This window comes from Mesorhizobium sp. M7A.F.Ca.US.010.02.1.1 (assembly GCF_004023085.1).
In the GTDB taxonomy this organism is placed as follows: Bacteria; Pseudomonadota; Alphaproteobacteria; order Rhizobiales; family Rhizobiaceae; genus Mesorhizobium.
The window spans coordinates 14,380-36,628 of the sequence record NZ_RZRV01000015.1 but is presented as its reverse complement, the minus strand read 5'-3'; the positions used below and the strand labels follow the sequence as shown (position 1 = coordinate 36,628).

At 63.1% G+C, this 22,249-nt stretch carries 22 protein-coding genes; 2 read left to right on the top strand and 20 right to left on the bottom strand.

What is annotated here, in order from left to right:
• Positions 1–19: 19 nt before the first annotated feature.
• On the bottom strand, positions 20–1,615 hold the full coding sequence (nusA, locus tag EOA19_RS17625; protein ID WP_013527896.1) for a transcription termination factor NusA: 1,596 nt from the start codon (positions 1,613–1,615) through the stop codon (positions 20–22).
• A gap of 49 nt (positions 1,616–1,664) precedes the next feature.
• The gene (gene rimP, locus EOA19_RS17620; protein WP_013527897.1) at positions 1,665–2,309 is read right to left on the bottom strand and encodes a ribosome maturation factor RimP; all 645 of its coding nucleotides are present in this window, start codon (positions 2,307–2,309) and stop codon (positions 1,665–1,667) included.
• Between the two features lie 297 nt (positions 2,310–2,606).
• Between rimP and EOA19_RS17615 the strand changes: the two genes are divergently transcribed.
• Positions 2,607–2,774, top strand: coding sequence for a hypothetical protein (locus EOA19_RS17615; RefSeq protein WP_013527898.1), 168 nt, complete (start codon positions 2,607–2,609; stop codon positions 2,772–2,774).
• 66 nt (positions 2,775–2,840) lie between these two features.
• Here the strand turns inward: EOA19_RS17615 and EOA19_RS17610 are convergent, their stop codons facing one another.
• The 18 genes from EOA19_RS17610 to EOA19_RS17525 form a co-directional block, all read right to left on the bottom strand.
• Positions 2,841–3,542 carry a tRNA (guanosine(46)-N(7))-methyltransferase TrmB gene (locus tag EOA19_RS17610; protein ID WP_128304330.1) on the bottom strand — a complete coding sequence of 234 codons (702 nt, stop codon included), beginning with the start codon at positions 3,540–3,542 and terminating at the stop codon, positions 2,841–2,843.
• A gap of 23 nt (positions 3,543–3,565) precedes the next feature.
• Positions 3,566–4,831, bottom strand: a complete 1,266-nt coding sequence (gene metK / locus EOA19_RS17605) for a methionine adenosyltransferase (protein ID WP_023811409.1) — start codon at positions 4,829–4,831, stop codon at positions 3,566–3,568.
• A gap of 169 nt (positions 4,832–5,000) precedes the next feature.
• A complete protein-coding gene (locus tag EOA19_RS17600) occupies positions 5,001–5,420 on the bottom strand; it encodes a helix-turn-helix domain-containing protein (protein ID WP_023811410.1) in 420 nt (139 codons plus the stop codon).
• Positions 5,421–5,560: 140 nt separating this feature from the next.
• Positions 5,561–7,153: an apolipoprotein N-acyltransferase gene (gene lnt / locus EOA19_RS17595; RefSeq protein ID WP_128304329.1), complete on the bottom strand. Its 1,593-nt coding sequence runs from the start codon at positions 7,151–7,153 to the stop codon at positions 5,561–5,563.
• 102 nt (positions 7,154–7,255) lie between these two features.
• Positions 7,256–7,534 (bottom strand): hypothetical protein, encoded by a 279-nt coding sequence (locus EOA19_RS35895; RefSeq protein ID WP_245486204.1) that lies wholly within the window; start codon positions 7,532–7,534, stop codon positions 7,256–7,258.
• 324 nt (positions 7,535–7,858) lie between these two features.
• Complete coding sequence (locus EOA19_RS17585; RefSeq protein WP_023811412.1) at positions 7,859–8,971, bottom strand: hemolysin family protein; 1,113 nt, start codon at positions 8,969–8,971, stop codon at positions 7,859–7,861.
• A 28-nt stretch (positions 8,972–8,999) separates the two neighbouring features.
• On the bottom strand, positions 9,000–9,500 hold the full coding sequence (gene ybeY, locus EOA19_RS17580) for an rRNA maturation RNase YbeY (protein WP_023811413.1): 501 nt from the start codon (positions 9,498–9,500) through the stop codon (positions 9,000–9,002).
• Between the two features lie 18 nt (positions 9,501–9,518).
• On the bottom strand, positions 9,519–10,511 hold the full coding sequence (locus EOA19_RS17575; RefSeq protein WP_023758127.1) for a PhoH family protein: 993 nt from the start codon (positions 10,509–10,511) through the stop codon (positions 9,519–9,521).
• 83 nt (positions 10,512–10,594) lie between these two features.
• On the bottom strand, positions 10,595–12,016 hold the full coding sequence (miaB, locus tag EOA19_RS17570) for a tRNA (N6-isopentenyl adenosine(37)-C2)-methylthiotransferase MiaB (RefSeq protein WP_023811414.1): 1,422 nt from the start codon (positions 12,014–12,016) through the stop codon (positions 10,595–10,597).
• Positions 12,017–12,088: 72 nt separating this feature from the next.
• The gene (locus EOA19_RS17565; RefSeq protein ID WP_023811415.1) at positions 12,089–12,889 is read right to left on the bottom strand and encodes a 1-acyl-sn-glycerol-3-phosphate acyltransferase; all 801 of its coding nucleotides are present in this window, start codon (positions 12,887–12,889) and stop codon (positions 12,089–12,091) included.
• Between the two features lie 21 nt (positions 12,890–12,910).
• Positions 12,911–13,405, bottom strand: coding sequence for a ribosomal protein S18-alanine N-acetyltransferase (gene rimI / locus EOA19_RS17560; protein ID WP_023811416.1), 495 nt, complete (start codon positions 13,403–13,405; stop codon positions 12,911–12,913).
• Positions 13,406–14,083 carry a tRNA (adenosine(37)-N6)-threonylcarbamoyltransferase complex dimerization subunit type 1 TsaB gene (tsaB, locus tag EOA19_RS17555; protein ID WP_023811417.1) on the bottom strand — a complete coding sequence of 226 codons (678 nt, stop codon included), beginning with the start codon at positions 14,081–14,083 and terminating at the stop codon, positions 13,406–13,408.
• Positions 14,084–14,178: 95 nt separating this feature from the next.
• Positions 14,179–15,285, bottom strand: a complete 1,107-nt coding sequence (locus EOA19_RS17550; protein WP_023811418.1) for a DUF1513 domain-containing protein — start codon at positions 15,283–15,285, stop codon at positions 14,179–14,181.
• Between the two features lie 352 nt (positions 15,286–15,637).
• Positions 15,638–16,717: an imelysin family protein gene (locus tag EOA19_RS17545; protein ID WP_128304328.1), complete on the bottom strand. Its 1,080-nt coding sequence runs from the start codon at positions 16,715–16,717 to the stop codon at positions 15,638–15,640.
• The gene (locus EOA19_RS17540; protein ID WP_023811420.1) at positions 16,717–18,318 is read right to left on the bottom strand and encodes a di-heme oxidoredictase family protein; all 1,602 of its coding nucleotides are present in this window, start codon (positions 18,316–18,318) and stop codon (positions 16,717–16,719) included. Before EOA19_RS17540 ends, EOA19_RS17545 begins: the two co-directional genes overlap by 1 nt.
• A 12-nt stretch (positions 18,319–18,330) precedes the next feature.
• Complete coding sequence (gene bfr / locus EOA19_RS17535; protein WP_013527914.1) at positions 18,331–18,816, bottom strand: bacterioferritin; 486 nt, start codon at positions 18,814–18,816, stop codon at positions 18,331–18,333.
• The gene (locus EOA19_RS17530) at positions 18,782–19,093 is read right to left on the bottom strand and encodes a (2Fe-2S)-binding protein (RefSeq protein WP_023811421.1); all 312 of its coding nucleotides are present in this window, start codon (positions 19,091–19,093) and stop codon (positions 18,782–18,784) included. Before EOA19_RS17530 ends, bfr begins: the two co-directional genes overlap by 35 nt.
• Positions 19,094–19,207: 114 nt before the next feature.
• Positions 19,208–20,497, bottom strand: coding sequence for an imelysin family protein (locus tag EOA19_RS17525; protein WP_023811422.1), 1,290 nt, complete (start codon positions 20,495–20,497; stop codon positions 19,208–19,210).
• Positions 20,498–20,930: 433 nt separating this feature from the next.
• Between EOA19_RS17525 and EOA19_RS17520 the strand changes: the two genes are divergently transcribed.
• A complete protein-coding gene (locus tag EOA19_RS17520; protein ID WP_023811423.1) occupies positions 20,931–22,184 on the top strand; it encodes an FAD-dependent oxidoreductase in 1,254 nt (417 codons plus the stop codon).
• Positions 22,185–22,249: the final 65 nt, after the last annotated feature.

Sequence of the window (22,249 nt, the reverse complement as noted above, 5' to 3'; positions counted from 1 at the left end):
GGTGCGATGCGGTTTCACCTCACGCACCAACGGCTTCGTCAGCCGAGACTTCTTCGGCTGCAAGCTCGTCTTCGGTGATCCAGCCGGCCTTGAGGCGGGCGGCCAGAACCATTTGTTCGGCGTCTGCGCGGGTCACGCCATGATTGGCCAGCACGCCCGGATAGACTTTTGTCTCGCCGTCCTTGCGTTCCTTCCAGCCGGTCAGGTCGTCGGCGGCATAGCCGGCGAAATCCTCGATCGTCTTCACGCCGTCCTCGCCAAGCGTCACCATCATGGCGGTGGTGACGCCGGGGATTTCGCGCAATTCGTCCGAAACGCCGAGCGCCTTGCGCTTGTCGTCGTGCTCGGCCTCGATCTTCTCCAGATATTCGCGGGCGCGGGTCTGGATTTCCGAAGCGGTGTCCTCGTCGAAACCGTCGATAGAGGCGATCTCGCCGGAATCGACATAAGCGACTTCCTCGACGCTGGTGAAGCCTTCGGAGGCCAGCACCTGGCCGACCATCTCGTCGACGTCGAGGGCTTCCATGAACAGCGACGAACGCTCGACGAATTCCTTCTGGCGGCGCTCGGATTCTTCGGCCTCGGTCAGGATGTCGATATCCCAACCGGTCAGCTGCGAAGCCAGGCGCACGTTCTGGCCGCGGCGGCCGATGGCCAGCGACAGCTGGTCGTCGGGAACCACGACTTCGATGCGTTCGGCATCCTCGTCGAGCACGACCTTGGCGACTTCCGCCGGCTGCAGCGCGTTGACGATGAAGGACGCCGCCGAAGGCGACCACGGAATGATGTCGATCTTCTCGCCCTGCAATTCGCCGACGACGGCCTGGACGCGGCTGCCGCGCATGCCGACGCAGGCGCCGACCGGATCGATCGAGCTGTCGCGCGAGATGACGGCGATCTTGGCGCGCGAACCCGGGTCGCGGGCGACCGACTTGATCTCGATGATGCCGTCATAGATTTCCGGCACTTCCATGGTGAACAGCTTGGCCATGAACTGCGGATGAGTACGCGACAGGAAGATCTGCGGGCCGCGCTGCTCGCGGCGCACATCGTAGACATAGGCGCGGACGCGGTCGCCATATTTGTAGTTCTCGCGCGGGATCAGCTCATCGCGGCGGATGATCGCTTCGCCGCGGCCGAGATCGACGATGACGTTGCCGTATTCGACGCGCTTGACGGTACCGTTGACGATCTCGCCGATGCGGTCCTTGTACTCGTCATACTGGCGGTCGCGTTCGGCCTCGCGGACCTTCTGCACGATGACCTGCTTGGCCGACTGGGCGGCGATGCGGCCGAAATCCATGGGCGGCAGCTGTTCGGCGATGAAGTCGCCGAGCTGAGCGTCGGGATTGCGCTCGCGAGCCGAGGAAATGGCGATCTGCGTGGCGTAGTCATCGACCTTCTCAACCACTTCCATCAGCCGCTGCAGCTTCATCTCGCCGGTGTTCGGGTTGATGTCGGCGCGGATGTTGGTCTCCTGACCGTAACGCGAGCGCGCCGCCTTCTGGATCGCATCGGCCATGGCGGCGATGACGATCGACTTGTCGATCGACTTTTCACGCGCGACCGCGTCGGCGATCTGCAGCAATTCAAGTCTGTTGGCGCTTACAACCATCGTTTTTCTCCCGAGCCTGTTTGCCGGACCTTTGCGCCCGGCAGCTCAATCATAGTTCCTGTTCGTGTTCTTCCGTGGCGTCCGCTTCCGCACCCGACTCGTCGTCGTCCGGTTCGCCGCGGCGTTTCTTGGCTTCCTTGCGCGCCCTGTTGTCCTTCGACAGGGCATCGCGGATAAGATCGTCTGTCAGGATCAAGCGCACATCGGCAATCGCATCATAGGGGACGCGCACCGTCGGCTCCTCGCCATAGGCGGCCTTGTCGCGCTCGATCAGCACATCGTCTTCGCCGGCTTCGGCGATCTTGCCCTTGAAGCGCTTGCGGTCGGCAACGACGATCGATGTTTCCATCTTCACCAGATGACCCGTCCAGGTCGTGAAATCCGATTTGCGGACCAGCGGCCGGTCGATGCCGGGCGACGAGACTTCAAGATGATAGGCCTTTTCGATCGGATCGTCGACGTCGAGCGCCGGCGACACCGCGCGGCTGACCTCTTCGCAATCCTCGACGGTCATGGTGCCGTCCTCGCGTTCGGCCATGATCTGCAGCGTCAGCCCGTTCTGGCCCGACAGATGCACCCGCACGAGGCGGAAGCCGATGCCACGCAGGACCGGCTGGACGATCAGCGCGATGCGCGCATCGATGCCGCTTTCGCGGATGATGCGATCGTCGCCCTCGCTTGCCGTTGCAGTCATTGAAGCCCTGTCGTTCTACCAAGTTATCGGCAGGTAATAAAAAAGAGCGGGACCGGGTGGACCCACTCTTCGTCATACCGACCAAGAATTTGAGGCTGATATAAACGATCATGGCCTGTGTTTCAAGCCCGCTATGCTGGTCGGGCAACGCCGCCATCGAGGCGGCCCGCGCCAGCGTTGCATGGGGTGCATGGCGCCTATGCGGCGACCCCCATGGGATTGGCGCCGAAACGCACCTACCTATGTTGCGCTGCACAAATATGGCCGTGGGTCACACGTGCGCGAAAGGACATGATCATGAGCAATCGCAAGATATTTTCTGCAATAGGCGACTTCTTCACCGTATTCGGCAGCGCCGTGGCCGCTTCACGGGCCGTGGAAGCCGGTCGCAGGCCGCGCGCCGACGACCTGCGCAACCTCGGCGTCGAGCCTGCCGCCTTCGATCGCATCGGCCGCCGCTTCTAGCTTTGACGCAATTCCGGACGGAAAACCGTTTCACACTTTTCCTGGAATTGCTCTAAGACCGCGAGCCTATTTCCGAATGAAGGTAAGATAGGCCGGCCGCCGTCCCTCGCGAATGGCCTTGGCCTCATAACGGGTGCCCGGCCAACCATCATAAGGCCGGTGCCAGTCTGCCGCCTCGCAAGCCTGCCATGCGAACGCGCCATGCGCGCGGCAATGCAGCAGGGTCCAGTTGACATAGGTGTCGATGTCGGACGCAAAGCGGAATTTTGAACCAGGCTTCAGCACACGCGCGAACCGCTCCAGATTGACCGGGCTGACGAAGCGCCGTTTCCAGTGTTTCTTCTTCGGCCAGGGATCGGGGTAGAGCAGATCGATGCCGTCGAGCGAGGCTTGCGGCAGCCAGTCCAGCAGCCTTGTTGCGTCGTCGTCATAGACCCGCAGATTGGCGAGCGGTTTCTCGCGCACCGCCATCATCATCTTGGCCATGCCGTTGACGAACGGCTCGACGCCGATAAAGCCGATCGAGGGCGCCTCGGTGGCGCGATGCAGGAGATGTTCGCCGCCGCCGAAGCCGATCTCGAGGCGAACCGCGCTAACATCGGCTTCAAACAGAGTGTGCAGATCAGCCGGCGGCTCGGCCGCCAGATCGAGCCGATATGTGCCGAAGCCGCTTTCCAGCGCGGCCGCCTGCTGCGGGCGCATGGTCTTGCCGCGCCGGCGACCGAAAAAGGCTTCGGTCGCGCGGCTTGGTCTGTCCTTCGGATCCATGGCGGGACTTTGCGGTGCCGCTGTCAGGCGGCGACCGCGTCCTTGAGTGCCTTGGCGAGATCGGTCTTTTCCCAGGAGAAAGACCCATCACGGCCGGCCTTGCGGCCGAAATGGCCGTAGGACGACGTCTTGGCGTAGATCGGTTTGTTGAGATCGAGGTGACGGCGGATGCCCGACGGCGACAGATCCATCACCGTGCGCAACGCGTCCTCGAGCTTTGCCTCGTCGACCTTGCCGGTACCGTGCAAGTCGACATAGACCGACAGCGGCTGGGCAACGCCGATGGCGTAGGAAAGCTGGATGGTGCAGCGGTCGGCGAGTTTCGCCGCCACGACGTTCTTGGCCAGGTAGCGCGCCGCATAGGCCGCCGAACGATCCACCTTGGTGGTGTCCTTGCCGGAGAAGGCGCCGCCGCCATGGGGTGCGGCACCACCATAGGTGTCGACGATGATCTTGCGGCCGGTCAGTCCGGCATCGCCGTCCGGCCCGCCAATGACGAACTTGCCGGTCGGATTGATGTACCACATGCAATCGTCGGCGATCTTGAGGTCGCCCAGCGCCTCTCGGATATAGGGTTCGACGACCTTGCGGACCTTCTTCGAATCCCAGCTCGCATCGAGATGCTGTGTGGACAGCACGATCTGCGTCGCCTCGGCGGCCTTGCCGTCGACATAGCGAACGGTGACTTGGCTCTTGGCATCCGGCCCGAGCTTGCCGGCTTCACCGCTGCCTTCGTGACGGGCGGCAGCCAGCAGCTCGAGGATCTTGTGGCTGTAGTAGATCGGCGCCGGCATCAAATCCGGCGTCTCGCGGCAGGCGTAACCGAACATGATGCCCTGGTCGCCGGCACCCTCTTCGCCCTGACGGTCGGAGGCGTTGTCGACGCCCTGGCCGATGTCAGGCGACTGGCCGTGCAGCAGAACCTCGATCTTCGCCGTTTTCCAATGAAAGCCGGCCTGCTCGTAGCCGATTTCGCGGATCGCCTTGCGGGCGACCGATTTGAACTTGGCCGGATTGACGACCGAATGCCCGGCGGCATCCTTGAGAATATTGCCGGCCTTGTCCCGCTTGAGCAACGTGTCGGGAACACGCACTTCGCCGGCGATCACGACACGGTTTGTGGTGGCCAGCGTCTCGCAGGCGACACGGACTTTCCACGGGTCCATGCCGGTCTTCTTGGCTTCGCGATACACCAGATCGACGATCTCGTCGGAAATCCGGTCACAGACTTTGTCGGGATGGCCCTCGGCAACGGATTCCGAGGTAAAGAAGTAGTTCTGCCGCGTCACGGGTGTCCCCTCTTGAAAAACGATCGGCAGGCTGCCGATTTTGGCGCGCCACGTGTTAGCGGGGCGAAGCGCCGCTCGTCAAGCGGTGCTTCGGTTCTGGCATGAATGTCGATGCAGTTATCTTGTGCCACCGGCGGCAAGACGCCGCCAGTCCTGGCGTGATTGCCGATCAGTCGGGATCGTCGGTGGAGAGGGACTTGACCAGGTCTATGATCCTGCGGCGCACCTTGGCATCCGCGATCTTGACAAAGGCCCGGTTGAGCTGGAGTCCTTCGGGACTGCCGCAGAATTCGACGGCGAAAGCCATCGACGCGTCCTCGGCAAATCCACGGCCCGCCACGGGCTCCTGGCCGGGCGCATCCTCGAAAAAGAAGGCGACCGGCACGCCGAGTATGGACGCTATCGCCTGCAGTCGGCTGGCGCCGACGCGGTTGGTGCCTTTTTCATATTTCTGAATCTGTTGAAATGTGATGCCGAGGTTTTCTCCCAGCTTTTCCTGGCTCATTCCCAGCATGTTACGGCGAAGCCGGATGCGACTGCCAACATGGATGTCGATCGGATTCGGTTTCTTCTTGTTGTCTTCTGTCATTTTTTCCTCGCCGAATTTTTTCGGCTTTCTCTATTTTTTCCTGCCCAAACAAAGCCGGAGGCAACTGCCCCAACAGAACGATCCACCGGCTTCGAGAAATTTTCAGGCACTTACAGTATGAGTTTCTAATGTGTTGGCTGTCAATTCACCCGTAGCCTTTGCCTTACGTTCAACAGCGCTGCCCCAACGGCAAACAGCAACATGATCAGCATTCCGTTAATGCGCCGTTGGCCGGGAGATATGAGCGCCTGTCCGGAAATCGGTATGTGGGCGTCGATGGCGCCGCGTGCGTCGATCGCAAGCGCATCGACGATGCGCCCGCGCGGATCGACGACGGCCGAGATGCCGTTGTTGGCAGCACGCACCAATGGCAATCCATTTTCCACCGCACGGATCTGGGCCTGCCTGAAATGCTGATACGGACCCGGCGTGTCGCCGAACCACGCATCGTTGGTAACGTTCACAATAAGCTGCGCTGACGCAGCGTCAACTGCCACAAGATCGGGAAAGATCACCTCATAACAGATAAATGGCAGCGCACGGATGCCATCGGGCAGCGTGATGGCGTGGCGCTCATTGCCGGCCGCGAAACTCATCGGCCCGGCAACCAGTTGCTCGATGCCGAAACGCTGGAGCAGATCGGCGAAAGGCAGGTATTCGCCGAACGGCACCAGGTGAACCTTGTCGACGGCGTCAGCGATTTCACCCTTGTCGTCGATCGCCACCACGGAGTTGTAGTAACGGCTGTCGGCATTCGCGGCCGAACCGCCTTCCTCGCGAACGACGCCGGCAATCAGCATCTGGCCGGGTCCGAGCATGTCCCCCAGCGCCGTCAATGCGTCCGGACGCTCGGTGAAGAGGAACGGCACCGAGGTTTCGGGCCACAAGATCAGTTGCGGCTTTTGATGGCCTGGGTCCGGCGCCTTGGCCGAGAGCCCCATCAGGACCGCGAAGATGCGGTCGCGCACCGAGGCATCCCATTTTTCCGACAGGTCAACGGCCGGCTGGACGATGCGGACATCCAGGCTGCGTGAAGCTGGCGGTTCGGGAGCGGCAAGCCTGACATAGCCGAAGCCGACATGGGCGGCGGCGAGCACGACAAACAGTGCCGCGCCGAGGCGCAGATGCCGACGTGCCGCCAGCAGTGCCGGCAATGCGAAGACGAACACCGCGAGCGCGTTCATGCCGATCATGCCCGTCACCGAGACGCTCTGCATCAGCAGCGGCACGGGCATGGCCGCGTAGCCGACGGCATTCCAGGGAAAACCGGTGAACAGGAAATCGCGCAGCCATTCCGCCAGGCCGAAGCCGAAGGCAAGGGCGGCGATGCGGCCAATGTCGTTGCTCCACAGCAGCCGGGCAACGATTGCCGCAAAGCCGTAGAAAAAGGCGAGCATGAAAGGAATGCCGACCACCGCGAAGGGAAGCGCCCAGGCAAAACTGTCGGCCTCGACCAGCAGCGCCGAGCCGATCCACCAGAGGCCGGCGAGGAAATAGCCGAAACCGAACCACCAACCGACGGCGAAAGCCGGCCGCAGGCGCTGGAACAGGCTGCCGGAAGCTTCGCCGGTGGCGCCGTCGAGCAGCCAGACCAGCAGCGGAAACGAGACGAAACAGGCGGCGAAGAAATCGTAAGGCGCCTGCCCAAGCACGGCAAAAGCGCCTGCGAGAAACGCCACGAGCGCACGCCGCCAACCCCAAAGCAGAATTATCCGGCCGGTGAGGCGCTCCATGCATACTTCCGAGTCGCGAATCAGGACACAAGATTTAACAGGCTGCGCTCCGCGCTCCAAACGGCGGATGGGCTGGCTGAGATGCACAGCTTCGGCCCTGCCCTACCGGTGCCAACCCTCGATTTGGACGCCGCCCAGCCGCTCGGCCTCCTCGCGCGGAACCGAACGGATGGTCTGCGTGAAGGTCCAGACATGGCCTTCGGGGTCGCGTGCACGATACTGGCGCTCGCCGTAGAACTGATCCGCCGGCTCCTGGATTATATCAGCGTCGACCGCCCGCGCCTGCTCGCAATCGCATCCAGGCCGCGCTTCAGCCTGACATAGATCGACTGCGTGTTCTTGCCCAAGACCGAAGCCGGGCTGGCAACATAATCGCTCCATTCGGAATCTACGATGATGTAGCTGTCGCCGAATCGCATCTCTGCATGGACGAGTTTCCCTCGGCATCGCTGACCACCATGCTGCGCGCGAAGCCTAAGGCTGCTTCCAGCCAGTCCAGCGCGGCACGAGGGTCCTTATAGAAAACACCGGACCCCAGACTTGGATGCTTGAAGGGGTCCTCGACCGCCATCCCTAAGCGCCTGGATTCTGGTTTTGCCGCATGATGTTCATTCGAAAAGTCTGCAACTTTTCGGCATCATGCTTAAGCCCTGGTTTTGCCGCATGATGTTCATCCAAAAAGTCTGCAACTTTTCGGCATCATGCTTACGCCTGTTCGGTGCGCGCGGTGGCGCGCCGGCGGCGCTCACCCTTCTGGCTCTGCACGATGCGCACGCGCTTGACGCGGCGCGGATCGGCGTCGAGGACGTGGAACTCGAAGCCGGGTATGGCCTGCACCACCTCGCCGCGGGCCGGAACACGGCCAAGCGTGTTGAAAATCATGCCGCCGATCGTGTCGACATATTCGCCATGTTCACCGGCGGCGAAATCCCCGCCGATCATCTTGGCGACGTCGTCGATCTCGGCCTTGCCGTCGACGATGAACACGCCGTCGCCGCTCTGGGTGATCATCGGCTCGTCGTCGTCATGCTCGTCCTCGATGTCGCCGACCACCATCTCGACGATGTCTTCCAGCGAGGCGAGGCCGTCGGTGCCGCCATATTCGTCGATGACCAGCGCCATCTGGGTGCGCGTCGTCTGCATGCGGCCCATCAGGTCGGAGGCAAGCATCGACGGCGGCACGAACAGCACCGGGCGGATCAGATTGAGGTCGCCAATGGTGCGTGCGAGGTCGACCTGGGCAAGATCGAGAACCGTGGCAGCGGGGGTTTTCCTGGTCGTGCGGCCCTTCTTGACGCGCGCGATCTTGGTGATGTGGGCCAGCACGTCACGGATATGGACCATGCCGCGCGGATCATCGAGCGTCTCGGAATAGACCGGCATGCGCGAATGGCCGGATTGTTCGAAAGTGCCCAGGAGATCGCCGAGCGTCGTCGTGATTTCGACCCCCTGAATGTCGGCGCGCGGTACCATGACGTCCTCGACGCGCACTTCGCGCAGCCGCAGGATGTTGTTGAGCATGGCGCGTTCGCCGGGCGAGAAGGCGCCGGCATCGCTCGTCGTCTCGGCTAGCGCGCCGGCAATTTCCTCACGCAGGCTGGTTCCGTTGCGTTGCCTGAACAGGCCCAGAACGCGGTCGAACAGTGAGGGACCGGCAGGCAACGTCTCGCTGGCAGCGCTGCCAGCACCGGCAGCAGCAGAGGTACTGCTAGCGCCAGACGTAACGGTACTCGGACTTGATCCCTCTTCCGACGTGTCGGAAGCCTTGTTCGCACTGCCGGCGTCGGGGCGGGCGGCAGTCTCTGGTTTGTCGTTCATCGTCGTCCGGTCAATTGATCAGATGTAGTTACGCGTAGGGGTCGGGAATGGCAAGCCTTGCAAGCGCCGCGCGTTCGACGGCTTCCATCGCCTCGGCCTCGGCCTCGGTCTCGTGATCGTAGCCCAGCAAATGCAGCAGGCCGTGGATGACGAGATGGGTGATATGGTTCTCGACCGGCTTGTCTTCCAGTGCCGCTTCATGGGCGACCGTTTCGGCGGCCAGCACGATGTCGCCCAGCATCGGCGGCAACGGACCGCCTTGCGCAAACGGAAAAGCCGGGAAAGACAAGACGTTGGTCGGCTTGTCCTTGCCGCGCCAGCCGGCATTGAGGAGCTGGACATGGGCGTCGTCGGTAAAAACGAGGCTGAGTTCGGAACGGCCCGCCACGCCGGTTTCGGCAAAAGCCGCCTTGACCGCGCCATCGACCAGCCGCGTCAGGCTTACCTCGTCGGGCCAGTTGCCCGCCTCAACCGATATGTCGATGTCGACGGGAACATTCCCGTCGCCGGATATTATGTCCTCAGGCATGAAGCCGCATCGTCAACATCAATTCTCGGCGCCGAGGCCGCGCGCCAGCTTGGCGTCCCGGTCGTAGGCCCTGACGATTTCCGCCACCAGTGGATGGCGGACCACATCGCCGTCGTTGAAGCGCACGGTGACCGCGCCCGCCACACCGTCCAGCACGCGCAAGGCTTCGACCAGGCCCGATTTGGTGTTGGAGGGAAGGTCGATCTGGGTCGGGTCGCCGGTGACGATCATGCGCGAATTTTCGCCCAGACGCGTCAGGAACATCTTCATCTGCATCGGCGTGGTGTTCTGCGCCTCGTCGAGGATGACGGCGGCATGCGCCAGCGTGCGGCCGCGCATGAAGGCGAGCGGCGCGATCTCGATCACTTCGGCGGCAATGGCGCGCTCAACCTTGTCGGCGGGCATCATGTCGTAGAGCGCATCATAGAGCGGCCGCAGATAGGGATCGACCTTCTCCTTCATGTCGCCGGGCAGGAAGCCCAGCCGTTCGCCGGCCTCGACCGCAGGCCGCGAGAGAATGATGCGCTCGACCATGCCGCGCTCGAGCAGCATCGCCGCATGCGCCACCGCCAGATAGGTCTTGCCGGTGCCGGCCGGGCCGATGCCGAACACCAGTTCCGACCGTTCCAGCGCCCGCATATAGGCGTCCTGGTTGAGTGAACGGGCATAGATCGTCTTCTTGCGGGTGGCGATCTGGGCGGCGGAAACCTTGCCCTTACGCTCCAGCGTCGGCAGGGTCAGCTGATCGTCGGCGGCAATCGCCATGCGCACGGCGCCATCGACGTCGGACTGGCCGATATCGACGCCCTTCTGGAGAATGCCGTAGAGATTGTCGAGCGCGCGGCGCGCCTGCTCGGCGGCCGACGCCGAACCCTTGATGGTCAGCTGGTTGCCGCGTGAGCGGATGTCGACGCCAAGCTTCTGCTCCAGCCTGGCGAGGTTTTCGTCGAACTGACCATAAAGGGCGCTGGCAAGCTTGTTGTTGTCGAAAGTCAGAACGATGTGCGCCATGTCAGAAGCCCCAGATGCCGGTACCGGGGGCAGGTTCTTCAGCTCTGCTGCGCTCAACCGTCTCTCCTCATCTGCCGAGACCCTCAGGCCAATTCGGCGAACAGGCTATTGTAGCCCGTCTTCGTGATTCGCACCTGGATAATGTCACCGATTTCGCCGGCCTTTTCATCAACAATAACCGGCTGCAGCCAAGGTGAGCGGCCAACCTTCTGGCCAGCCTGACGGCCGGGCTTCTCGATCAGCGTGTCGATGGTGCTTCCAACGAGGCTCAAGCCGAAATCCTGCTGCTGCTTCACAAGCAGAGCCTGCAGCCGCTGCAAGCGCTCGTCCTTGACCGTTTCGGGCACATGATCGGACATTTCGGCGCCCGGCGTGCCGGGGCGCGGCGAATATTTGAACGAGAAGGCCGAGGCGTAATTCACCTGACGCACCAACTCCATCGTCGCCTCGAAATCCGCTTCTGTCTCGCCGGGGAAGCCAACGATGAAGTCGCCGGAGAGCGCGATGTCAGGCCGCGCGGCACGGATACGGTCGAGCAGCGCCAGATAATCCCTCGCCGTGTGCCGGCGATTCATCGCCTTGAGGATGCGGTCGGAGCCGGATTGCACCGGAAGATGCAGATAGGGCATCAACGCCGGCAGATCGCGATGGGCCGCTATCAGTTCGTCATCCATGTCGCGCGGGTGGCTGGTGGTGTAGCGCAGACGCGCCAGCCCGGGGATTTCGGCCAGCCTGAAGAGCAGGCGGCCAAGGCCCCACTCCTCGGTCTTGCCCCCTTTGGCCTCGCCCCGGCCATGCCAGGCATTGACGTTCTGGCCAAGCAGCGTCACTTCGCGCACGCCGGCTTCGGCCAGGCGCTCAGCCTCCGCGACAATCTGCGCCACCGGCCGGGAGACTTCGGAGCCCCTTGTGTAGGGCACAACGCAGAAGGTGCAGAACTTGTCGCAGCCTTCCTGCACGGTGAGGAAGGCGGTGACGCCGCGCTTGATGACCTCGGCGCGCTTGGGCTGCGGCAGATGCTCGAACTTGTCCTCGATGGCGTAGTCGGTCTCGACGATCTTTTCGCCGCCGCGCACCCGCGCCAGCACGTCCGGGAGCCGGTGATAGGTCTGCGGACCGATGACCAGGTCGACGGCAGGCGAACGGCGGATGATCTCGGCGCCTTCGGCCTGCGCCACGCAGCCGGCGACGCCGACCAGCATCTCACGGCCGGCCAGGGCACGCTCGGCTTTCATGTCGCGGATACGGCCGAGCTCGGAATAGACCTTTTCGGCCGCCTTCTCCCTGATATGACAGGTGTTCAGCAACACCAGGTCGGCCTCGCCAATGGCATCGGTCGCGGAATAGCCGTCGGCAGCCAGCGCATCGGCCATACGCTGTGAATCATAGACATTCATCTGGCAGCCATAGGTCTTGATGAAGACTTTTCTCGCTGCCGCGGGAAGCACCGCCGGCTGTCCAGCCGTAGTGCCGATGTCGTCGCTTTCTATCGTGTTCAAGTCCATAAGGCGGCTTCTAACGCCTTTCCGTGACAAAAAACAGACGATTCTCGGCGCGCCAGCAAGGGCATGCCGGAGCTACCGGCTCGGCCGCGGGTCGGCAAGCGCCGCCTGCATCATCTCACGCACCTGGCTTTCCATCAGTTTCGACGTCTCCTTGCGGTTCGAACCCTTGGAAAAGGCGATTGCCTCGCCGAAATGCACCTCGACGTCGAGCGCGCCCTCAGCGAGCAATACCTTGAGATGCGGCATCAGATCCTCATCGCCGATCCAGGCGGCAAGCGGGCGATGCCGGCGGCCGAGCGGCACGCCGTGCAGACGCGTATAGGCGATCGCCACCGGCTGGATGAACACCTGTTCCGCCGCGCCTTCGGAAATCGCCATCGAGGCGGCGCCGAACAGCGTGCTCTTGAACGGCAGGACCATATTGCCGTCGCCGGTCGAGCCCTCGGCAAACAGCACCATCGCATCGCCCTTGGCCATGCGGCTGGCAATCTCGCTTGCCTGGTCGCCCGACGATCGCTTGCGCTCGCGCTCGATGAACACGGTGCGCTGCAGCTTCGACAGCATGCCGATCAGCGGCCAGCCTTCCATATCCGCCCTGGCGATGAACTTTACGTCGGCAAAAGAGCCGAGCACCATGATGTCGGTCCAGGAGATGTGATTGGACGCAACCAGCAGCGGGCGCTTGTCGGACAGCGTTCCCTTGACATGGATGCGCATGCCGAGCGCCCTGACGATCAGCCTGTGCCAGATCTTGAGGATGAAGGTTTCCGGCCACCAGCCGGTCTTCATCGACAGGATCTGTAACGGCACGAGGACCAGCGAACCGGCGACAACGAGGCCCAGCGCCAGGAAAATCCTGATTTTCTTGATCATCGCCTCATCCCGGCCGTGTCGCTAGCGAAGATCGCGGCGCATGACAAGCGCGCCGGTCGGTCCGTGTTCGGCCGATCTGTAGTAATTCGGCCGCTTGCCGACCTCATGGAAGCCCAGCCGACGATAAAGCGCGATCGCCGCGACATTGGTCTCATCGACCTCGAGGAACAGCGCTTCGGCGCGCTGCGCGTGCAGTTCGCGCAACACCGCGTCCATCAATTGCCAGCCCAACCCCTGGCGACGATGCGATCGCGCCACCGCGACGGTCAGGATCTCGCCCTCGCCTGCCGCAAGCCTCGCCAGCACGAAGCCGACGGGCGGCTTGGAGCCCTGCCCGGTTTCGCGCGCGGCATAGCCGAACACGGTGTCCTGTTCGAGCAGGGCGGCGAATTCGCCATCGGTCCAGGGGCGGACAAAGTCCTCGCGATGCAGCAGCGAGACCGCCGGACTGTCGGCGATCCTCAGCGGCTCGAGCGCGTAGTCCCGGCGGCGTGGTTGGAGAAAAGGTATGCGCATTTATCTTTCTTGCCTTGATAGAATAAAGCCAGCCTGCGGCTTGGCGTCGGCGCCGCGCATATAGAGTGGTTTCGGCCGTTCGCCTGCGCCCTTGGCGGCAGCCAGGCGGGCGTAGGTGACAATGTCGGCGGTGGCTGTCCGAGGGCCGACATCAAATTCGCGCCCGGCCGATGCGCTGATGAGCGCTGCCGCGGTGCCGGCAAGCACCGGAGACGTTTCCATCGCCATGGCCACCACGTCAGCCAGCGTGGCCACGGCCGGACCGTAAGCCAAGGCTGACGTTTCGTCGTAAAAGGCGGCGTGGATCTCCTCACGGCCGGCATCGAGCGCCGCCAGCACGGCGCGACCGGGAAATGCGGCTGCTGCTTCGGCGGCCAGCGCCTCCAGGGTCGTCACCCCGATCGCCGGTATCTTCAGCGCCAGCGCCAGGCCACGCGCGGTCGAGACGCCGACCCGCAGACCGGTGAAGGAACCGGGGCCGACAGAGACGGCAATGGCGCCAAGACCGGCATAGTCGGTTGCGCTTGCCTCCAGCGCTTCGGCTGTGACCGCCATCAGGTGCTCGGCATGGCCCTTGCCGAGATCGAGCACCGAGCGGCCAAGCTCCCGCTTCGCCACAGCATCATAGACGCAAGCGGCGCAAAGGTTGGCGGCACAGTCGATGGCAAGCAATTTCATGAGGCAACCGGTTCGAAAAACAATTCCCTGTGCCCGCCACGGCCCGCCACCGCAAGGGGATAGTGCATAATTCGTTAAACGGCTTCGCTGGTAGACTATGCGGCCTGTTCGATGCGCAGCATGTGGTTGTCCCAGACATAGTCCGGTTCGGAGCGTGTCGCGCCGCTGCCCTCGACGATCTCGCCGGCGCCGGTGGTGGCCATGAAGCCGGTTCCATCGGGGGCCACGCCGCAGACCTCGACCAACGCGCTGTTCGCAACGACCCGGCCGCTGGCCGCATCGATCACGACAAGCGAGTTGCCTTCCGGCGAGGAAACGGCGACGGTTCCGGCAGCCCGATTGGCCGCGACCGAGCCTATGTAGTTGCGGAAGCCGGACAAAACGTCCTGCGGCATGTCGAGCAACTGCAGATCCTTGCCGCGCGCGGCGCGACCGACCAGCAATGGACGATCGCTGCCCGGTCCCCGGTACTGGCAGCCGAACCAGACGCTTCCGGCCGGATCGGTGTCCATGTGGCGGATCGACAGCTGATGCAGTGCGGCCGGCAATTCGTGTTTCTCGATGACATAGCCGGTAACGCGGTCTATCAGCACATAGGACGGCTTCATGGTGGCGATGTTGAGCTCGGCGCGGCCGTAATCCGGATGGGTCTCGATGCCGCCATTGGCAACAGCGATCGTCCTGCCGTCGCCCAGCAGCAGAAGCTCGTGCGGACCCATGCCGTAGGTCGGGAACTCACTGATGCGGCTGAATTTCGCCCGCGCGTCGTAGACGCCGACGACGCCGGCAGCATTCTCGAAGTCGTTTTCGGTGGCATAAAGCAGCGCCCCGTCGGGCGAGAACACGCCATGGCCGAAGAAATGCCGGCCGGCGATGCTGGCGATGGTCAGCGGCGCGTCACGGCCCGAGTGATCGAAAACCACGGCGAAGGTGCCGGGCTGACGCGCGAAGACCACCGAGCGTTTCGATATGGGATCGAAGGTGACATCGTGGCCGCGATCGGGCAGGTCGATCGCATGCAGGAGCTTGCCGGCCTCGGACAGGACGGCAGCGCCAAAGCTGCCGTCGCGTTTGACGAAAGCGGTGGCGAAGACGGCGTCGGCCGCAAGCGTCGTTGCCCAGGCCGACGGCGCCATTGCCGCGGCAAAGCCGATACCCGCAGCCCTCAGGAAATCGCGGCGATCGATGAGGGAGGTTTTCAAGAGACTATCCTCCCCTGCACTGGCTCGCTCCAGGACACGGTGATTATTACGGATCGGAGCTGACGCTTGGCACCTACCGATTCTTGGAATGATCCATCGCAGACATTGGAAGTTGGCCGACGCCTCCGGAACTTCGTCATCCACGGGCGGAGCAGGAGCGAAGCTCCGTCGCGGAGACCCGAGGATCCATGCCGTGACCTTGACCGTCGGGTGCAACGGAGCAAAATTCTGGACCGCGGCAGCGCTTTGAAGTCGCGGCATGGATCCCGGGGTCTGCGCTGCGTCGCTTCGCTCCTTGCTTCGCCCCAGGATGACGAAGCTATGGGCGTTTCGGCCAATCTCAAGGTCATGCTCAGTCCCCATCCAGCGACGAGAAGCCGGCGGTCAGGCCGAATTCAGCGGTCAACCTGGTGCCGATCAAGGTCGACAGGCTGGAGGTGATCAGCGCGAAATGGTCGAGTTTGTCACGCAGTGTCGGATCGGCGAGCGCCTTGTCGATCGGGCCCTGAATGGACTTTGCGGTGGCGACACCGTTGACCAATTGGATATGGATCGATTGGGCCATCCAGCGCGCATCGGGCGGCAGGGCGTCGCCAAGCTTCGAGGCCTGGAACAGCGTGTCGATGCCGGAGAGATTTCCAGCCAGCGAATTGGTGGTGTTTTGCGAGCGCCAGTAGATCGCCTGTTTCGGCTTGTCCGCATCCGGCTTGCCGCCGAAAAACCCTTTCAGGCGCACGTCGCGGACCATTTCCAGCTCATTGATGAAGACGCCGACCAGTTCGGTCACCGCTTCGTTGCCGTCGCGGTAGAGCGGGTTCTGCGTCCCCGGATTGGCCCAAAGGGCTGGAAAGCCGTCCCGCTTGTTCCAGGCGGCGCTGACCTCGCCGGCCATGGTTTCGATGTTGCCGGCAACAGCAGTGCCATAAGCGCAGCGGTAGGGATCATCCTTGCCGGCAAGTGCATCGGCGCCGTCGCCGTAAAGAACGAATTCGAGCGCGCCCAGCCCCTGCATGGCAACGCTCTTGCCAGCCAGTTGTGCCGGATCGGTCGCGGTCGGATCCTTGTCGGACAGCGCCGCCTGTACCTGTTTCAGGCCGATGCTCTTGCGATCCGGCCAGAACAGCATGCGTTCCAGCCGGTTGTTCTCCTTGATCGGTCCGAAGGCGATGATTTCGGCTGACGACCAGGCATAGACGGTGGCGGAGAATTCGGCGCGTGCGGCATCGAGTTCTCCTTGCGAGGGCGCTTCGCAGAGCTTGTGCATCGCTTTCGTCAAGGCTTCCGCATGCTGATGCAGGCCGGCATAGGCCGGGCGGACAAAGCCATCGATCGCCCGCTGGATGATGTCGGAGGCTTTGACCGCCGCCGACGCCGGGACGACGCCCAGCAGAGCCAGCGGAAGAACGAGAAACAATGCAGAGCGCTTGAACATCACAGTGCCTCCAGGAATTTGAGCAGCGCATTGCGGTCGGCCGCATTGGCTGCGGCAAAGCGGTCGCGCGCTTTCTGCGCCTCGCCGCCATGCCACAGGATCGCCTCGGTCAAGCTGCGCGCGCGCCCGTCATGCAGGAAGAAGGAATTGCCGTTGACCGTCTCGGTCAGGCCGATGCCCCACAGCGGCGGCGTGCGCCATTCATTGCCCGTCGCATCTCCCACGGCCTGGCCGTCGGCCAGATCAGGCCCCATGTCGTGCAGCAGGAAGTCGGAATAGGGCCAGATCAGTTGGAAGGCCTGCGCCTTGTGGGCCGTGCCGCGACGGGTGACGAATTTCGGCGTATGGCAGGCGATGCAGCCGATCTCGTAGAAGATTTTCTTGCCAATGAGCACCTGCGGCGTGTCGAGGTCGCGGCGCGCCGGCACGGCCAGGTTCTGCGAATAGAAGGTGACGAGATCCATCACCGGCGGCGGCGCCTCGACCGGGCCAAGACGCTGCTGCACGCCGTTCGGCATGGCGATGCATTTTGCCTCCGCAGCAGTGCAATCGCCCCAATGCTTCGGCTCTTCGGGCGTCGAGATGCCGATGTCGCCGGCAAAGGCATCCGCTGCCTGCTGGCGGATCGACGCGGTCTGCGCCTTCCAGCCGAAGCGGCCGAGCGTCAGTTCCCCGCTCAAGCTATCGCGCACGATGTTCGGCCTGCCGGAAATGCCGTCGCCGTCCCTGTCGTCCGGATCGGCGTGGGCGAGAATATCAGCCGGCGCGATCTGTTCGATCAGGCCCAGGCCGATCATTGGCGGCGTCAGTCGCGGCGACAGCGTGGTGCGCGGGTCGAGTGGTCCATAGGCAGGGTCGACGACCGAATAGCTCGGTTTGCGCAAGGAAATCACGGTGCCGTCCGTCAGCTCCGCCTTACGTTCCTGGTAGTCGACATGCATCCCACCTTCGCCGCGCAGACCGGGTACGGCGAGCTCCTGCAATTGCGTGCCGTAGACCGGGTCGGGGAAGTTGAGCACCTTGTGTTCGGCAATCGCTGCCCTCTCTTCCGCGTTGCTGGCCTCCCGTGCCAGCCGCAGGAACATCGAGGTCGTGCCGGCGTCGCCTTGCGGCGGGCGGCCGCGGCCATCCTTCAGATGGCAGTTCTGGCAGGCACGTTCGTTGAACAGCGGGCCGAGCCCGTCCGAAGCCTGCGTCGAGGATGGCGACGACACCCAGTTCTTGCGGAAAAGGGCATTGCCGAGCTTGAAGTCGCCCTCTTCCTCGAAGGTGATGTTGGCCGAGGATTGCGAGAAGGAATCGCGGCTGACGTCCTTTCGGGACGTGCCGGCGCCACCTTGCATCAGTTCGAACTGCTCTGGCCTGGAAAAATCCATGGTCGGCCTGGTGACGGCGATGACGCGCGCCTGATCCTTCGCATTGAGGTCGGTGCGCGTGGTGGCGAGCCCGGCCGGCTGAAGATCACCGGCCATCGCCGAAGAGGCAAGCGCAAACACGAGCACGACACAGCGCCGACGCGCCAATCCGGCCGGCGTCTTCTCAGGGAGCGGCGAGCCGTCGGCCCGCCGCGAGCGGCGCACGAATTCTAGCAGGCGCCGCATTCCCGCATGCCCTTACTCCGCCTCGTCCGCCGATGCGGCGTTGAGCTGGCCGTATTTCTCCTCGCCGATCGAGGCAAGCAGGTCGAGCTGCGTCTCGAGAAAGTCGATGTGACCCTCCTCATCGGCCAGCAATTCCTCGAACAGCTTCATCGTCACGTAGTCGCCGGCGTCGTTGCAGATTTCGCGCGAGCGCTTGTAGGCGGTACGTGCGTCATATTCGCCGGCAAGGTCGGATTCGAGCACTTCCTTGACGTTCTGCCCGATGCGCAGCGGCGCCACGGACTGCAGGTTCGGATGGCCTTCGAGGAAGATGATGCGGGCGACGAGCTTGTCGGCATGGTGCATCTCCTCGATCGATTCCGCCCGCTCCTTCTTTGCCAGCTTGGCGTATCCCCAGTCCTCGAGCAGGCGGAAATGCACCCAGTACTGATTGACAGCCCCAAGTTCCAGAAAAAGGGCCTCGTTAAGCCGCTCGATGATCTGCGGATCGCCTTTCATGAATTCTGCTCCCGTATTGGACGCGCAGGCCTCTGACGCGATCCAGGTGTGAAACGACATCCACGCCGCTCGCCTCCGAGCGGGCGTGGTAATTTTCGGTGACCCGAATGATCGTTTCCACCACATTTGGGAAGCAGCCGCAACAGCGACCGCGCTTTTGCATGGCATGATAGATCTTCGCCGGCACGATCAGCTGCCAGGGATCCTGGTCCAGCAGCCCGACGATCGTCTGCTCGATCTCCTTCTCGGTGATGATATTGCAATGACAAATCAGCATTGGCTTGCTCGGCTGGCTGACGGCGTCTCCCGCGCCGTGTGGCTTGATTTTCTAGCGGAGGCCGTTCCAGAGCCGGTTTTCCGGCTCCCGGATCAGTCACCTGTCTTGCGACCCTTACTTGAACACCTTGTCCGGCGCGTCGAGGCTATCGGACCCTTCGAAGGCGATGGTGCTGAGCTTCAAGGAGCCGACGGCGCGCTCAATCGACTTGGTCTGATCGATCAGCGCATCGATCGCCGCCTGCACGGTGGCGTTGCCCTCAATGTTGCCCTCGGCGATCTGCTGGTCATAGGCCTCGCCGGCCAGTGCACGCGCCTTGATCGCCTCCATCTTGGCGACCGAAACATCGAGCTTGTCAGACAGTTCCTTGTCGATCGCCGGATCGGCCGCCTTCACCATATCGGCCACCGAGGGACCCGAAACGACGGTGCCGTCGAGACGCGTGTAGCTCGCATGATAGGCCGCGCGAATGCCGATGGCGTCGTAGAGATGCGAATTGTACGTGTTGTCGGAGAAGCAATCGTGCTCCTCTTCCGGATCATGCAGCAGCAGGCCGAGCTTCATGCGCTCGCCGGCCAGTTCGCCGTAGGACAGCGAGCCCATGCCGGTGAAGATGGTCGAGATCGCCGTGTTCGGCTCGCCATCGACGAGAGCCTTGCGGGCGGCGCCGTCTTCCTTCCAGTTGCCGACCATCTCCTGAAGATCCGAAACCAGAAGGTCGCTGGCCGATTTCAGGTACTCGGCGCGGCGATCGCAATTGCCGCCGGTGCAGTTCTGGAGGTCGTAGTCGGTATAGGGGCGCTCGCCGGCACCCGGCCCGGTGCCATGCAGGTCCTGGCCCCAGAGCAGGAATTCGATGGCGTGGTAGCCGGTGGCGACATTGGCCTCGATGCCGCCGGCTCCCTGCAGCGTGCCGGAGAGGAATTCCGGCGAAAGCTTCGATGCATCGACCTTCTTGCCGTTGATCTCGATCTCCTTGTTGGCGATCACATTGGCCGTGTAGAGCGCATTCGCGTCCGATTCGGTGCCGTAGCTCTTGGCGACGTAGTCGATCAAACCTTCATCCAGCGGCCAGGAATTCACCTTGCCTTCCCAGTCGTCGACGATCTTGTTGCCGAAGCGGTAGACCTCGGTCTGCTGGTAGGGAACGCGCGATGCCTTCCAGGCGTCACGGGCAGCGTTGAGGGTTTCCGCCGATGGCGTGGCGAGCAGCGCGTCGACCGCCTTGTCGAGCGCCTGCGCGGTGGTCAGCGAATCCTCATATTTGGCGAGCGCGATGTCGGAATAGGTCTTGATGACGGCCTTTGCATCGGTTTCCGCCTTTGCCGGCAACACGAATACCGCCGCCGTCAGCAGGGCAGTGGCGCCGATCGCCGCAAGCCTGCTGCCATATCGTGCTGTCATAATCACTCTCCAGTTTCTCGGAAATTCTGTAAACGGCGCGCACAGCAACCGGCGCCAGGCCATCTGCGGGCCATTGGGCGCAAGAGATGCCGCGCTAGCGCGCGGTTCGCGGAAGAAAGACACCAAAATGCCTCCAATCGAAAGGGTTCAAGGCCCAGACATTAAAGGGATGCGCTGACGCGCGAGCTTCCATAAAGCTGCGACATCGTCGGATGTCAATGACAATCCGTAGGAAAAGTCAATTGAAACAACAGTTTAGAATTATTCTAAACTACGACTGTCAACTTATGCGTCTTTCTGCACCGGTCTTGCCGTTGAACTGTACGATTGACAGCTGCCATTCCGGGTGCGACCCGCAAAAGCTCTCTTGCGGCGGCACCAGACAATTGCCACTTGGCGAGACATCCTAGGATAGAAGCGGGATTGGAATGCGATGAAGAACGGTGTGGTCATTGTCGGCGCGGGTCATGCGGGCGTGCAAGCGGCCGCCAGTCTGCGCGAAGACGGCTATGACGGGCCGGTGATCCTCGTCGGGGATGAGGACGAACTTCCCTATCACAAGCCGCCGCTGTCGAAGACTTTCATCAAGGATGCCGAGGCCAAGCCGCAACCCTTGCGCGGCGAGGCCTTTTACACCGGCAGCGCCATCGATTACCGGCCTGGCGTCAGGATCGATCGGATCGATACCCGACGCCGCAGTTTGGATATTGCCGGCGGTGGTGCGCTGGCCTTTGACCATCTGATCCTGGCGACAGGCTCGCGCCCGCGCACGCTGCCGCTGCCCGGTGCCGACCTGTCCGGTGTGCTGTCGCTGCGCTCGCTGGCCGATGCGCGGCTGATCCGCGACCTCAGCGCGCAAAGCGACGAAATCGTCATCCTCGGCGGCGGTTTCATCGGGTTGGAGATAGCAGCCACACTGCGGGCCACCGGCCGCACGGTGACAGTGGTGGAGGCCGTGGACCGGCTACTCGGCCGCGCCGTGGCGCCGGTGGTGGCGAGCCACGTCCGGCAACGGCTGGAAGCGACAGGCGTGCGCATTCTCACCGGCACCTCGATCGCCAGGCTCGATGGCGAAAACGGTCATGTCACGGCCGCCATCACCTCGTCAGGCGAAAGGCTGCCGGCGCGCATGGTCATCGTCGGCATTGGTGCCATGCCGAATGTCGAACTGGCGCAGTCTGCAGGCCTCGGCATCGCCAACGGCATCCGCGTCGATCATCAGATGCGCACGTCGATGCCGGAGATTCTCGCCATTGGCGATGCTGCCTCCTACCGTCACTGGTTCACCGGCGGCGACGTGCGGCTGGAATCGGTGCAGAACGCCACCGATCAGGCGCGGCTTGCCGCGCGCACGATATCAGGCCACACCGACGCCTATTCGGCGGTGCCATGGTTCTGGTCGGACATCGGCGACATGAAATTGCAGATGGTCGGCCTGACCGCCGGCGGCGACAGCCATGTCGTGCTGGGCGACCTGCCCGAAAACAAATTCTCGATCTACCACTATGCCGGCGACCGGCTGCTCGGCATCGAATCGGTCAACCGCCCCGGCGACCACATGCTTGGCCGCAAGATGCTCGGCGCCGGCTTTTCGCCGACGCAGGAAACGGTTGCTGAGGGACCTGACGGTTTGAAGGCGGCGCTGGCCGCGTTTCAGCAGGATGAGCCTGCCAGGGCTGCGGGCTAGCCCCCGCTTACCCTCCCCTTGTGGGGAGGGTCGCTGCGAAGCAGCGGGGTGGGGGTCTGTGCGAG

What these genes read in the sequence shown, in the direction of transcription:
- lnt (WP_128304329.1), bottom strand. Translation starts at nt 7,153, where the DNA reads ATGGAGCGCCTCACCGGCCGGATAATTCTGCTTTGGGGTTGGCGGCGT.
- EOA19_RS17600 (WP_023811410.1), bottom strand. Translation starts at nt 5,420, where the DNA reads ATGACAGAAGACAACAAGAAGAAACCGAATCCGATCGACATCCATGTT.
- EOA19_RS17520 (WP_023811423.1), top strand. Translation starts at nt 20,931, where the DNA reads ATGAAGAACGGTGTGGTCATTGTCGGCGCGGGTCATGCGGGCGTGCAA.
- EOA19_RS17615 (WP_013527898.1), top strand. Translation starts at nt 2,607, where the DNA reads ATGAGCAATCGCAAGATATTTTCTGCAATAGGCGACTTCTTCACCGTA.
- EOA19_RS17530 (WP_023811421.1), bottom strand. Translation starts at nt 19,093, where the DNA reads ATGCTGATTTGTCATTGCAATATCATCACCGAGAAGGAGATCGAGCAG.
- rimI (WP_023811416.1), bottom strand. Translation starts at nt 13,405, where the DNA reads ATGCGCATACCTTTTCTCCAACCACGCCGCCGGGACTACGCGCTCGAG.
- EOA19_RS35895 (WP_245486204.1), bottom strand. Translation starts at nt 7,534, where the DNA reads ATGGAGCGATTATGTTGCCAGCCCGGCTTCGGTCTTGGGCAAGAACAC.
- EOA19_RS17610 (WP_128304330.1), bottom strand. Translation starts at nt 3,542, where the DNA reads ATGGATCCGAAGGACAGACCAAGCCGCGCGACCGAAGCCTTTTTCGGT.
- EOA19_RS17545 (WP_128304328.1), bottom strand. Translation starts at nt 16,717, where the DNA reads ATGTTCAAGCGCTCTGCATTGTTTCTCGTTCTTCCGCTGGCTCTGCTG.
- tsaB (WP_023811417.1), bottom strand. Translation starts at nt 14,083, where the DNA reads ATGAAATTGCTTGCCATCGACTGTGCCGCCAACCTTTGCGCCGCTTGC.
- ybeY (WP_023811413.1), bottom strand. Translation starts at nt 9,500, where the DNA reads ATGCCTGAGGACATAATATCCGGCGACGGGAATGTTCCCGTCGACATC.
- EOA19_RS17540 (WP_023811420.1), bottom strand. Translation starts at nt 18,318, where the DNA reads ATGCGGCGCCTGCTAGAATTCGTGCGCCGCTCGCGGCGGGCCGACGGC.
- EOA19_RS17525 (WP_023811422.1), bottom strand. Translation starts at nt 20,497, where the DNA reads ATGACAGCACGATATGGCAGCAGGCTTGCGGCGATCGGCGCCACTGCC.
- miaB (WP_023811414.1), bottom strand. Translation starts at nt 12,016, where the DNA reads ATGGACTTGAACACGATAGAAAGCGACGACATCGGCACTACGGCTGGA.
- bfr (WP_013527914.1), bottom strand. Translation starts at nt 18,816, where the DNA reads ATGAAAGGCGATCCGCAGATCATCGAGCGGCTTAACGAGGCCCTTTTT.
- rimP (WP_013527897.1), bottom strand. Translation starts at nt 2,309, where the DNA reads ATGACTGCAACGGCAAGCGAGGGCGACGATCGCATCATCCGCGAAAGC.
- EOA19_RS17585 (WP_023811412.1), bottom strand. Translation starts at nt 8,971, where the DNA reads ATGAACGACAAACCAGAGACTGCCGCCCGCCCCGACGCCGGCAGTGCG.
- EOA19_RS17565 (WP_023811415.1), bottom strand. Translation starts at nt 12,889, where the DNA reads ATGATCAAGAAAATCAGGATTTTCCTGGCGCTGGGCCTCGTTGTCGCC.
- EOA19_RS17575 (WP_023758127.1), bottom strand. Translation starts at nt 10,511, where the DNA reads ATGGCGCACATCGTTCTGACTTTCGACAACAACAAGCTTGCCAGCGCC.
- nusA (WP_013527896.1), bottom strand. Translation starts at nt 1,615, where the DNA reads ATGGTTGTAAGCGCCAACAGACTTGAATTGCTGCAGATCGCCGACGCG.